7 protein-coding genes are annotated in these 12,554 nt (G+C 64.5%); 6 read left to right on the top strand and 1 reads right to left on the bottom strand.

Annotated features, from left to right (window positions below; translation table 11 throughout):
- Positions 1 to 46 precede the first annotated feature (46 nt).
- The 3 genes from gap (at position 47) to HWE01_RS02715 (ending at position 2,723) form a co-directional block, all read left to right on the top strand.
- Positions 47 to 1,060: a type I glyceraldehyde-3-phosphate dehydrogenase gene (gene gap / locus HWE01_RS02725; RefSeq protein WP_008326926.1), complete on the top strand. Its 1,014-nt coding sequence runs from the start codon at positions 47 to 49 to the stop codon at positions 1,058 to 1,060.
- Between the two features lie 237 nt (positions 1,061 to 1,297).
- On the top strand, positions 1,298 to 1,819 hold the full coding sequence (locus tag HWE01_RS02720; RefSeq protein ID WP_241821035.1) for a hypothetical protein: 522 nt from the start codon (positions 1,298 to 1,300) through the stop codon (positions 1,817 to 1,819).
- A 175-nt stretch (positions 1,820 to 1,994) separates the two neighbouring features.
- Positions 1,995 to 2,723, top strand: coding sequence for a class I SAM-dependent methyltransferase (locus tag HWE01_RS02715; RefSeq protein ID WP_034350506.1), 729 nt, complete (start codon positions 1,995 to 1,997; stop codon positions 2,721 to 2,723).
- 99 nt (positions 2,724 to 2,822) lie between these two features.
- Here HWE01_RS02715 and glnE read toward each other — a convergent pair whose 3' ends face one another.
- Positions 2,823 to 5,537 carry a bifunctional [glutamate--ammonia ligase]-adenylyl-L-tyrosine phosphorylase/[glutamate--ammonia-ligase] adenylyltransferase gene (gene glnE / locus HWE01_RS02710; protein ID WP_241821034.1) on the bottom strand — a complete coding sequence of 905 codons (2,715 nt, stop codon included), beginning with the start codon at positions 5,535 to 5,537 and terminating at the stop codon, positions 2,823 to 2,825.
- A 319-nt stretch (positions 5,538 to 5,856) separates the two neighbouring features.
- On the opposite strand from glnE, the gene HWE01_RS02705 reads away from it, so the two are divergent.
- The 3 genes from HWE01_RS02705 to tldD all read left to right on the top strand — a co-directional run bounded on the left by HWE01_RS02705 (position 5,857) and on the right by tldD (position 12,532).
- Positions 5,857 to 10,149, top strand: coding sequence for a YhdP family protein (locus HWE01_RS02705; protein WP_241821033.1), 4,293 nt, complete (start codon positions 5,857 to 5,859; stop codon positions 10,147 to 10,149).
- Positions 10,150 to 10,239: 90 nt separating this feature from the next.
- Entirely contained in the window at positions 10,240 to 11,046 is an 807-nt protein-coding gene (locus tag HWE01_RS02700) for a carbon-nitrogen hydrolase family protein (protein ID WP_008326951.1), read from the top strand.
- Positions 11,047 to 11,071: 25 nt separating this feature from the next.
- Positions 11,072 to 12,532: a metalloprotease TldD gene (tldD, locus tag HWE01_RS02695; protein WP_175343110.1), complete on the top strand. Its 1,461-nt coding sequence runs from the start codon at positions 11,072 to 11,074 to the stop codon at positions 12,530 to 12,532.
- Positions 12,533 to 12,554: the final 22 nt, after the last annotated feature.

The following is a 12,554-nucleotide window of genomic DNA, read 5'->3' as shown; positions in this document are numbered from 1 at the left end:
CCCGACTACCGGTTTGCATTGATTTTTACTACTTGAGGAGAAGAGCATGGCAATTCGCGTAGCAATCAACGGTTATGGCCGCATCGGCCGCAATATCCTGCGCGCTCACTACGAAGGCGGCAAGAAGCACGACATCGAGATCGTCGCCATCAACGACCTGGGCGATCCGAAGACCAATGCCCACCTGACCCAGTACGACACCGCCCACGGCAAGTTCCCCGGTACCGTGACCGTGGAGGGCGACTCCATCGTCGTCAACGGCGACCGCATCAAGGTGCTGGCCCAGCGCAACCCCGCAGAGCTGCCCTGGGGCGAGCTGGGCGTGGACGTGGTGCTGGAATGCACCGGTTTCTTCACCACCAAGGAAAAGGCCAGCGCCCACATCAAGGGCGGTGCCAAGAAGGTGATCATCTCCGCTCCGGGCGGCAAGGATGTGGATGCCACCGTCGTCTTCGGCGTCAACCACGGCGTGCTGAAGGCTTCGGACACCGTGATCTCCAACGCTTCCTGCACCACCAACTGCCTGGCCCCGCTGGTGCAGCCGCTGAACGACAAGATCGGTCTGGAAAACGGCCTGATGACCACCGTCCACGCCTACACCAACGACCAGGTGCTCACCGACGTCTATCACGAAGACCTGCGCCGCGCCCGTTCGGCCACCCAGTCCATGATCCCGACCAAGACCGGCGCTGCTGCCGCCGTCGGCCTGGTGCTGCCGGAACTGAACGGCAAGCTGGACGGCTACGCCATCCGCGTGCCGACGATCAACGTGTCCATCGTCGACCTGTCCTTCGTGGCCTCGCGCGACACCAGCGTGGATGAAGTCAATGCCATCCTGAAGGCCGCTTCCGAATCCGGTCCGCTCAAGGGCATCCTGACCTACAACACCGATCCGCTGGTGTCGGTGGACTTCAACCACAACCCGGCATCGTCCAACTTCGACGCCACCCTGACCAAGGTGTCCGGCCGTCTGGTGAAGGTGTCGTCCTGGTACGACAACGAGTGGGGCTTCTCCAACCGCATGCTCGACACCACCGTCGCCCTGGCCAACGCCAAATAAGACGCGTGATCTGGCGCTCTGGCCGGGGTTCCCCGGTCGGGAGCGTCAATTTCAGGGCTGTTTCGGCTTCTTTTCCTCGTATGCAGGCCTGCTTGCCGCGGTGAAAATAGACGAATCAGCCTGCAAACGGATCAGAAGGCTGTTGCGAGCGTCGCTTGCAATGGCCTTTTGTCCATTTGCCGCCAAGGGCCGCACGGCCCGTCAACAACAAGAGCAACCGACCCAACGAGGCAACGCATGTCAGCAAGCTCATCCCAGGCTCGTCGCCTGTTGGCCAACCTGGCCCTGATTTCCGCCGTCAGCTTCTCGCTGTCCGCGTGCGACTACATCAGCAGCTTTTCCAAGCCCAAGCAGACCCCGGAAGAGGCCAAGGCCGAAGGCATTGCCCTGGGCGCCGGCTGCCGCCAGGCCGGCCAGAGCCTGGAAGACTGCTACCAGCGCAATCCCGACGCCCTGAAGGCCGGCATCTTCACCGGCTGGAAGGACATGCACGAATACATGGCCGCCAAGGGCATCCAGACCGTGGCACCGCCTGCGCCGGCGCCCGACGCCGCCAAGGATGACGCCAAGGCCAAGGATGGCAAGGACAGCAAGGACAGCAAGGACAGCAAGGACAGCGACCGCAGCAGCCGCACCCGCGACCGCGACTCCAACCGCGACAACGCCCGTTCGCGCGACCGCGAAAGCTCCTCGTCTTCGCGTGATGGCAGCAGCGATCGCCGCGCCAGCCGGGACGAGAAGACTCCGCCCAAGTACTGAGGGCAGCAACAGGCGCAGGAAAGTTGCAGTCCTGCTTGCCAGCCGGTAACATCTGATGCCCCGCGCGCCTTCGCTTGCGGGGCATTTTTCCATCAGCCGGCAGGGGGAACCGCCGGCGACCCGGATGTCCGCCAGTACCGGCCCGGCATCCGGCCAGTACAACAAGCATAACGACATGAACTCACACTCACCGCCCTTGCCTCCGGCCATGCCGGAGCACGTCCCCGAGACCGCCTTCGGCCTCTGGTTCCTGCGTACGCCGACCTGGACCCTGCACGTGCTGGAACGCGCCCTGCAGGATCTGGAGCGGCTCATTGCCGAGCGTCGCAGCAGCTATCCCGTGGTGGCCGACGTCGGGTGCGGCTGGGGCCGCTCGCTCAAGAAGCTGCACCAGCGCTTTGCTCCGCAGCGCCTGATCGCCATGGACATCGATGCCAACATGATCGCCGCAGCCCGCAGCGAGGCCGAGGCCGAGGGCCTGCGTGCCGAATTCATCCAGTGCTCCAGTTCGCGCATGCACCTGGAAGACAACAGCGTGGACCTGTTGTTCTGCCACCAGACCTTCCATCATCTGATCGATCAGGAAGAAGCCATCCGCGAGTTCTACCGCGTCCTCAAACCGGGCGGTATTCTCCTGTTCGCCGAATCGACCAGGCGTTACATCCACTCGTGGATCATCCGCCTGTTGTTCCGCCATCCGATGGAGGTGCAAAAGACCGCCGGCGAATATCTGGCCCTGGTGCGCAGCGCCGGGTTCGAGGTGGCGCCGCAGGCGATCTCCTATCCCTACCTGTGGTGGAGCCGCGAAGACCTGGGGCTGCTGGAGCGTGTCTTTGGCATCAAGCCCAAGGCGGATCGGGAAGAAACCCTGATCAACCTGGTGGCGGTCAAGCCAATGAATTAAAAGAGGTCATACAGGATGTCACGCAGGTGAAGTCAAAGGAAAAAACGGGAGGCACCGCAAGGCGCCTCCCGTTTTTTTCTTCACCGCGCCTTGGAGGCGTCAACCGAAAACCTGCTGCCAGAGCCGGATCACGCAAGCCCGTTCATGTTCCACCCGGATCGCATCGATGTGGGCGCGCTCCGAGCCCTGCAGGCGGATCTGGTGCTGCAGCTTGCGGAAGAGCCGATAGGCATTGGCCGCTTCGGCCGCCAGCAGGCCATCGATCAGGCCCAGCTGGGCCGCCAGTTTCAACAGCGCGATGTTGCCGATGTCGCCGGTGAGCTGCGGATGGTCGCAGGCATGGCGCAATACCAAATACTGCACCATGAACTCGATGTCGATCATGCCGCCTTCATCGTGCTTGAGATCAAACATCATGCTGCGGTTGGGATGGGCTTCGCGCATGCGGCGGCGCATGGACAGCACTTCCTCTTCCAGCTTGTTCACATCGCGCGGCTGGCGCAGCACGCGTTCGCGCAGCGCCTCGAAGCGCTCGCCGATGGCCGCATCGCCCGCACAGAAGCGCGCCCGCGTCAGGGCCTGATGCTCCCAGATCCAGGCGGCATTCAACTGGTATTTCTCGAAGGAGGACAGCGGCGACACCAGCAAGCCGCTGGCGCCATCCGGGCGCAGGGCGATGTCGATGTCGAACAGGGTACCGGCCGGGGTGTGGCTGGTCATCCAGGTGATGAAGCGCTGGGCCAGCTTGGCATACAGCGCCGGTGCTTCCTGGTCGTCATCGTCGTAGAGGAAGACCACGTCCAGGTCCGAGGCATAACCCAGTTCCTTGCCCCCCAGCTTGCCGTAGGCAATCACGGCAAAGCGGGGGACTTCGACGTGGCGCTGGGCGATGGTCTGCCAGATCGCTTCGAGAGTGACCTGCACCAGCACGTCGGCCAGGGCCGAGAGTTCATCGGCCAGCTTTTCCACCGACAGATCACCCTCCAGATCCTGCGCCAGCAGGCGGAACAGTTCGGCGTGATGCAGCTCGCGCAGGATGTCGAGCTGGCGTTCGGTATCGCCCTCGGCACTGGCCAGTTGACGGCGGCAGGTGTCGGCAAAGGCGTTCCAGTCGGAGGCGGCCTTGAGGTTGCGGTCGTCCAGCAGTTCGTCCAGCAGCAGCGGGTGGCGCGTGAGGTAAGTCGCAGCCCAGCCGCTGGCCCCGATCATGCGCACCAGCCGCTGCAGGGCGTAGGGATATTCGGTGAGCAGGGCCAGGTAGGCCGCGCGCCGGGCGATCGCTTCGAGAAAATCGAGCAGGCGGCCCAGCGCGGGCAACTGGTCGTAATGCAAGGCGGCCAGCAGCGGCAGACAGTTGTTGATGACGGTGTTGAGCCGGTTGCGGCTGGCCTCGGGCAGGCTCTGCATGCGCGGCGACTGCCAGGTCAGATGCAGGCGACGCGCGCCGTTGTCGATATCTTCCTCGGGAAAACCCACCAGGCGCAGGGCCTCGGTGAGCCCTTCGAGATTGTCGTTCTCGCTCACGGCCACCGTGGGGCCTTCGCTTTCGCCCTCGGATTGCTTGTCGGCGAAGATGGCATCGAACTGCGCGGCCACGATGGCGCGCTGGCGCTCCAGTTCCTGCAGCAGCGCCGGGCTGTCGGCGTAGCCCATCATGTTGGCCACCAGCAGCAGGTCGTCGGGATTGACGGGCAGGGTGTGGGTCTGCGCATCTTCCAGATACTGCAGGCGGTGCTCCAGGTCACGCAGGAAGGTATAAGCCTCCAGCAACTGGTCCACTACCTCGGGCGCCAGCAGTTCCTTGGTGGCCAGGGTGCGCAGGGTGGTGCGGGTGGAGCGGTCGCGCAGCTCGGGGTCGCGTCCGCCCCGGATCAGCTGGAACACCTGGCTGGTGAACTCGATCTCGCGGATGCCGCCGCGTCCCAGCTTGACGTTGTTGCTGCGGTCGGGATGCAGGGCTTCCTGGCGCTTGACCTCGGCGCGGATCTGGCCGTGCATGGAGCGCAGGGCATCGATGGAGCCAAAGTCCAGATAGCGGCGGAAGATGAAGGGCCGGCTGATCGCTTCCAGGGCAGCGATGTCTTCTTCGGTACCGGTCAGGGCGCGGGCCTTGGTCCAGGCATAGCGTTCCCATTCGCGGCCCTGGCGCACCAGGTATTCCTCGACCATGTTGAAGCTGGCTACCAGCGGGCCGGAGTTGCCGTTGGGGCGCAGCGCCATGTCGACGCGGAAGGTGAAGCCGTCTGCGGTGATCTCGGCCAGGGCGCCGATGAGCTTCTTGCCCAGGCGCACGAAGAATTCATGGTTCGAGAGCGACTTCTGGCCGGCCTCGGCGCGGGTGTCGCCATCTTCCGGATAGACGAAGATGAGGTCGATGTCGGAAGAAACATTCAGTTCCCCGCCACCCAGCTTGCCCATGCCCAGCACGATCATTTCCTGCGGGCGTCCTGATTCTTCACCGACCGGGATGCCATATAGCGCGATTTGTTCCTGCATCAGGGCCGCCAGATGGGTCTGCACGGCGAAATCGGCAAAACCGGTCATGGTGGCCACCACTTCGGCCAGGTCGGCGCGGCCATCCAGATCGCGCGTGATGAGGCTGCAGATGATCAGGTTGCGCAGACGTCGCATGGCCGCCGGCAGGGCGAGGCCGGCCTCGAGGTCGGCCGCCAGGCGTTGCTGCATGGCGGCACGGTCCATGGGCTGCGCCGCCGTCTGCGCAACCAGGGCCGGGCGGGCCGGATCGGCCAGAGTCCAGCGGGTGTAGTAGCGGGAAGTGGAGGCGTCGACCAGAGAGAGAGGATGAACAGACATAAGAGACCGCAAAGCTCCACGACAAGGTGTAAAAGGAGGAAAACCGCTGCCCCTCCCGCTTCAGAGCGGGCGGGCCCGTGCCGACAATGCAGGCAGGGCGGATCGCCCGCGTGTGATGCGTGTCCGGCGGGATTGACGCAGACTGCGCACTGACGATCTGCTGGAAGAGCAGCCAATCAAGCGATTCTAGCCTTCCTTTTTAAACTTATCGGCGTTTTTGCCCCTCATAGTCCCATTGTCACGATGGCATGGGCCGGTTTTCCATGCGATCATGCTGCCTGCCCGATTCCATTCATTTGCCGAGCCGCCTTGCAACCTGATGTCCCAAGAACAACATAACGCCACACCCAAGCCTGGCCGCTGGGCGCTGTGCTGGCGATTTGCGCGGGGCAGCTATCGGCGCCTGAACCGGGCCACCCACCACGTCCTGGGCTTCACCCTCAAGCTGCTGCTGGCAGCCTATTTCGTCTTTTGCGCGCTGTTCCTGGTGCTGCGCTATGCGGTGCTGCCCGAGATCGGCCACTACAAGTCGCGTATCGAGGCGCTGGTCTCGCACGAGATCGGTCGTGCGGTCAGCATCGATGTCATCGAGGCCTCCTGGAGCGGCCTGCGTCCGCAGCTCTCCCTGACCAATCTCACCGTCCATGACCAGCAGGGCGAACCGGCCCTGAGCCTGCCGCGCGTGTCTACCACGCTGTCCTGGAGCAGCGTCCTGGTGGCCTCCCTGCGACTGGAGAACCTCAGCATCGAAGGGGCCGACCTGGCCATCCGGCGCGATGCCGCCGGCAAGTTTTACGTGGCCGGTATTCCGGTGCCGGCCGGCGGCGACGGCAGCAGCCTGGACTGGTTGCTGTCCCAGCGCGAAATCGTGATCCGTCACAGCAAGCTGCGCTGGAATGATGAATTGCGCCGTGCCCCGGAACTGGTGCTGGAAGACGTCAACCTGGTACTGCACAACCGCTGGCTGCGTCATCGTCTGTCGTTGCGCGCCATCCCGCCGCAGGACATGGCTGCCCCTCTGGATGTGCGGGCCGACTTCAGTCATCCGGCCTTCGGACGCAGTTCCGACATCGCGCGCTGGAAGGGCGTGCTGTATGCGGATCTGCGCAATACCGACCTGTCGGTCTGGCGCGCCTGGTTCGATTACCCGATCGCCATCAACAGCGGTCGCGGTTCGGTGCGGGCCTGGCTGACCCTGGACCATGCCAAGGTGGCCAACTTCACCGCCGACCTCGGCCTGACCGACTTCAATGCCCGCCTGTCGCGCCAGCTGGAGCCGCTTTCGCTCAAGCGTGTCAATGGCCGCATCTCCGCCAGCGAAACGCTGGGCCCCAATCTGGAGGATGGCGTACCGACCTTCGGCGCCAATGGACACCAGGTCACGCTGACCGATTTCTCCATCGAAACGCCGGACGGCTTCGTCCTGCCGCCGACCTCGATTGCCGAGAGCTATGAACCGGCCACTGCGCTCAAGGCCGAGCGCACCAGCCTCAAGGCTACCTACCTGAATCTGCAGACCTTGTCGCAACTGGCCGCCCGCCTGCCGCTGGCGCCCTCCCAGCGCAAGTTGCTGGATGACCTGGCGCCACGCGGGGAGCTGCATGACTTCACCGTGCAATGGCAGGGCAGCTATCCCGAGTTGAGTTCCTATCGTGTCAATGGTCGCTTCCAGGGGCTGGGCCTGAAGGGCTTGCCGGCCCATGTCGAGCCGCGCAGGAACGGCGTCCAGCCGGCGCGCGCGCAGTGGGCCGCGTTCCCCGGCTTCAGCAACCTCTCCGGCGAGATTGACGCCAGCGAGAAGGGCGGATCCGTCAAGGTCGATGCGCGGCAACTGGCGGTGGAGCTGCCCACCGATCTGTTCCGCGAGTCCAGCCTGCCCTTTGACAGCCTCAAGCTGCAGGCGCGCTGGCAATACCTGAAGGACCAGACCCTGCAGGTGGACCTGGACCAGATGCAGTTTGCCCAGCCGGGCGTGGCCGGCAGTCTCAGTGGTCAGCACCTGCTACCGTTGCAGGGTGGTTCGCTCGGCAGCGTCGACCTGCACGGCGAGCTGACCAGCTTCGATGTGAAGGCGATTCGCCGCTATCTCCCGCAACACCTGAGCGAACCGCTGCATCGCTGGCTTACCGAGGGTTTGCTGGCCGGCAATCTCAAGGACGTACGGTTCAAGCTCAAGGGCGCGCTGGCCGATTTCCCCTTCCAGACCACCAAGCCGGGCGAGCAGCCCAAGGGCGTGTTCCAGCTCGCGGGTGATTTCGACGGCCTCAAGCTGAACTACACGCCCGGTCATGTCGGTCGCGACGGCAAGGAACCCGAATGGCCCTTGCTGGAGGAGGGGCGGGGACACATCAGCATCGACCGTACACGACTGGAGATCAAGGCTGAGGGTGCCCGCACCCTGGGCGCGCGGCTGGGCCCGGTCAGCGCGCGCGTGGCCGATGTCGAATCGCATGATGCCGTGCTGGAAATCGACGGCGTGGCCAACGGCCCCATGCCGGCCTTCCTGCAATACGTCAACCAGAGCCCGGTGGCACGCTGGACCGGCAACGTCATGGAGCACACCACGGCCAGTGGTGAAGCGCGGCTGGACCTGAAGTTCCAGATGCCGCTCAATCACGCCATCGAGACCCGTGCCCAGGGCGTCTTCCATTTCGCCAACAACGATGTGGACCTGCTGCCTGAACTGCCGCCCATCTATCGCACCAGTGGCAAGGTCGAGTTCAACGAAAGCGGTTTTTCGCTCAATGGCGTGCACGGGCAATTCCTGGGCGACAATCTGGCCATCAGCGGCGGCACGCAGAAGGATGGCAGTAGCCAGGTACGCCTGGACGGCGCCATCAACATCGAGAATCTGCGCAAGCAATACCCCGATCCTTCGCTGCAGCGCCTGCTGGCGCGCTTCTCCGGTGGCACGCGTTACACCGCGACGGTGGCGGTGCGTGCGGGGCAGCCGGAGGTCACGGTCGAGTCGAACCTGGCCGGCCTGGGCGCGGACTTGCCGGTGCCGCTGCGCAAGGGGGTGCAGGACAGCCTGCCGATGCGCTTCGATCTGCTGCCGCTGGCCTCTTCCGATCCACTGATCGAACGCGAGGAAATGCGCGTGGCGCTGGGTCCTCATGTGGCCTCGCGCTATGTACGCGAGCGCGTGGCCGGCAACGGCAATGCCTGGCGCGTCACCAGCGGCGGCATCGGCTGGAACCAGCCGGCGCCGACACCTGCTTCCGGTCTCAGGCTGGCGCTGGCGACCGACAGCCTGGATGCCGATCCGTGGCTGGCCCTGAAGAAGGCGCTGGCCGGCAACGAGGCCGCCAGCAGCGCAGGCAACGACCGGCTCGGCAGCAGCGACGTGACGCAGTATCTGGAGCCGGACAGCGTGTCGGCCCGGGTGGGCGAGTTCAACATGATGGGCAAGAAACTCGACCAGCTGGTCCTGGAAGCCAGCCACCGCCGCAATGCCTGGCAGATCAGCCTGGAATCCCGGCAGGCCTCCGGTACCGTGACCTGGGACGAGCCCGCCAGTGCGCGCGGTGCCGGCAAGGTCACGGCGCGCCTGTCCTCGCTGGTCATTCCCAAGTCCGGCACCGCCGCCGACACGGCCCAGCCCGCCAGTGCCGACAAGAGTGACGACCACCTGCAGATGCCCGCCCTTGACATCCGGGCCGAGCAGTTCGAGCTGGGCGGCAAGAAGCTGGGCCGGCTGGAGCTCGATGCCAGCAACATCGTCACCTCGGTAGGCCGCGAATGGCGCATCAGCCGCCTGTTGCTGGCCAATCCCGATGCGCAGTTCCGGGCGGCCGGCAACTGGCTCAGCTTCGGCAGCAATCACACGTCCAACTTCACCTATGCGCTCGATATCGAGGATGCGGGCAAGCTGCTGGAACGCTTCGGCTATCCCGGCACCATCCGCGGCGGGCACGGCAAGCTCGATGGCGATCTCAGCTGGAAGGCGCCGCCCTATGCCATGGATATGGCCACCCTGGCCGGGCAGGTACACATGGATGTGCACTCCGGCCAGTTCCTGAAGGTTGATCCGGGTGCGGCCAAGCTGCTGGGGGTGCTCAACCTGCAGGCGCTGCCGCGCCGGCTGACGCTGGACTTCCGGGACGTGTTCTCGCAAGGTTTTGCCTTCGACACCGTGGCCGGTACCGCCAGCATTGCCAAGGGCATCGCCAGCACCGACAACCTCAAGATGACCGGCGTGACGGCCTCGGTGCTGATGAGCGGTTCGGCCGACATCGCCCGCGAAACCCAGGATCTGCATGTGGTGGTGATCCCCGAGATCAACCTCGGCACCGCCTCCGTGGTGGCCATGGCAGTCAATCCGGTGGTGGGGGTGAGTACCTTGCTGGCGCAACTGTTCCTGCGCAATCCGGTGATGAAGTCGCTCAGCTTCGAATACAAGGTGACCGGCCCGTGGAGCGATCCCATCGTGGTCAAGCAGGGGCAGGTCACACCGGTGGATGGCGAGCGGGCCCGCGAAGTGCTGCAGAAGGACAAGAACGGCAAGACCGACGACAAGCCGGTCAATGACCTGGCACCGGCCCCCTCAGTGGCCCCGCCTGAGCGGCGCCGGGCGCCCGAGCCGGGAGCGCGCATCAATTCCGGTGCCTGATCCGGTCCTGCGGCAGCCCTGCGCGGCAGGTCAGGATGGGCCATACTGGCGGCATTGTTTCAACCCACCCCACGCTGGCAAGAGGCAGACATGAATGATTCCTTCAAGGTGGCGGCGATCCAGATGGTCTCCACGCCCGAGCCGCAAGAGAACTTCGATGCGGCTGCGCAGCTGGTGACGCAAGCTGCCCGGCAAGGTGCGCAGCTGGTGCTGCTGCCCGAATACTGGCCCATCATGGGCCGCCACGAGCGCGACAAGCTGGCCCATGCCGAAGCCGATGGCAGCGGCCCCATCCAGGAGCACATGAGCGCCCTGGCGCGCCAGCACCGCTTGTGGCTGGTGGGCGGCACGCTGCCGCTACAGTCGGCGGTTTCCGGCAAGGTGCTCAATACTTCACTGGTCTATGGACCGGATGGCCAGCGGGTGGCGCGTTACGACAAGATTCACCTGTTCAATTTCGTACGAGGTGAAGAAAACTACGACGAAGCCCGCACCATCGAATACGGCAGCGAGGTACGCAGCTTCGAGGCGCCGTTCGGACGGGTCGGGCTGTCAGTGTGCTACGACCTGCGCTTCCCGGAGCTCTACCGCGCCATGGGCGAGTGCGCCCTGATCGTCATGCCCGCCGCCTTCACCTATACCACCGGCCGCGCCCACTGGGAGCTGCTGCTGCGCGCCCGCGCCATCGAGAACCAGTGCTACGTGCTGGCGTCGGCGCAGGGCGGCGAGCACGTCAATGGCCGCCGCACCTGGGGCCACAGCATGCTGGTCGATCCCTGGGGCGAGATCGTCTCGGTTCTCCCCGAGGGGGAGGGGCTTGTGATCGGCGACATTGATCCCCATCGTCTACAATACGTTCGAGAAAGTTTGCCGGCGCTACGCCACCGCAAGCTTTGACCTTTTTGCCTTCCGACAAGACGCTATGAAATTATTTGAACCCAACATGGGCGCCCTGCAAGTGGCGCGCGACGTGCTGCTGACTCCCTTCGGCCTGGACGAATCCAAGCTGCTCAAGGCCCTGGGCAGCATGTTCACGCACAAGGTGGATTACGCCGATCTTTACTTCCAGTTCACCAAGAGCGAAGGCTGGAGCCTGGAAGAGGGCATCGTCAAGACCGGCAGTTTTTCCATCGACCAGGGCGTGGGCGTGCGCGCCGTGTCGGGCGACAAGACCGCGTTTTCGTATTCAGACGAGATTTCCGAGTCGGCCCTGCTGGATGCCGCCGCCGCGACCCGCACCATCGCCCGCCAGGGCAGCGGCAAGATCAAGGTGGCCGGCGCCATGACCCCGGCCGGTGGCCGTGCGCTGTACCTGCCGCATGATCCGCTGACTTCGCTCGATGCCACGGCCAAGGTGCAATTGCTGGAACGCATCGAGCGCATCGCCCGCGCCAAGGACCCGCGCGTCAAACAGGTCATGGCCAGCCTTTCCGGTGAATATGACGTGGTGCTGGTGGCGCGCGCCGATGGTGTGCTGGCGGCGGATATTCGCCCGCTGGTGCGCGTGTCGGTGACCGTGATCGCTGAACAGAATGGCCGTCGCGAGATGGGCAGCAGCGGTGGCGGTGGGCGTTATGACTACGGCTATTTCTCCGAGACCCTGCTGGAAAAGTATGCCTCCGAAGCGGTGGCCACCGCTCTGGTGAACCTGGATGCGCGCCCGGCTCCGGCTGGCCCGATGACGGTGGTGCTCGGCCCCGGCTGGCCCGGCATTTTGCTGCACGAAGCCATCGGCCACGGTCTGGAAGGTGACTTCAACCGCAAGGGTTCGTCGACATTCTCCGGTCGTATCGGCGAGCGCGTGGCCGCCAAGGGCGTGACCGTGGTGGACGATGGCACCATCGCCGATCGTCGCGGTTCGCTCAACATCGACGATGAAGGCAATCCGACTCAGTGCACCACGCTGATCGAAGACGGCATCCTGAAGGGCTACATCCAGGACACCATGAATGCGCGCCTGATGAAGATGGACGTCACCGGCAATGCCCGTCGCGAATCCTTCGCCCATCTGCCCATGCCGCGCATGACCAATACCTACATGCTGGGCGGCGACAAGGATCCGGGCGAGATCCTGGCCTCGGTCAAGAATGGCCTGTATGCCGTCAACTTCGGTGGTGGTCAGGTGGACATCACCAATGGCAAGTTCGTCTTCTCGGCCAGCGAGGCCTACATGATCGAGGATGGCAAGATCACCTATCCGGTCAAGGGCGCGACCTTGATCGGCAATGGCCCGGATGTGCTCAACCGCGTCTCCATGATCGGCAATGACATGCGCCTGGATTCGGGTGTCGGCGTGTGCGGCAAGGAAGGCCAGAGTGTGCCGGTGGGGGTCGGGCAGCCGACCTTGCGCCTGGATGGCGTGACCGTGGGCGGCACGGCCTGATCGTTCATCGCAGCATCGTTTC

Origin of the sequence: Herbaspirillum sp. C7C8, from assembly GCF_022627875.1 — a bacterium.
Classification (GTDB): domain Bacteria; phylum Pseudomonadota; class Gammaproteobacteria; order Burkholderiales; family Burkholderiaceae_D; genus Herbaspirillum.
The sequence above is the reverse complement of the archived record's forward strand: the minus strand, read 5'-3'. Positions and strand labels throughout refer to the sequence as shown.

Coding starts and splice junctions, on each gene's coding strand:
- gap (WP_008326926.1), top strand. CDS start 47: ATGGCAATTCGCGTAGCAATCAACGGTTATGGCCGCATCGGCCGCAAT.
- HWE01_RS02720 (WP_241821035.1), top strand. CDS start 1,298: ATGTCAGCAAGCTCATCCCAGGCTCGTCGCCTGTTGGCCAACCTGGCC.
- HWE01_RS02715 (WP_034350506.1), top strand. CDS start 1,995: ATGAACTCACACTCACCGCCCTTGCCTCCGGCCATGCCGGAGCACGTC.
- glnE (WP_241821034.1), bottom strand. CDS start 5,537: ATGTCTGTTCATCCTCTCTCTCTGGTCGACGCCTCCACTTCCCGCTAC.
- HWE01_RS02705 (WP_241821033.1), top strand. CDS start 5,857: ATGTCCCAAGAACAACATAACGCCACACCCAAGCCTGGCCGCTGGGCG.
- HWE01_RS02700 (WP_008326951.1), top strand. CDS start 10,240: ATGAATGATTCCTTCAAGGTGGCGGCGATCCAGATGGTCTCCACGCCC.
- tldD (WP_175343110.1), top strand. CDS start 11,072: ATGAAATTATTTGAACCCAACATGGGCGCCCTGCAAGTGGCGCGCGAC.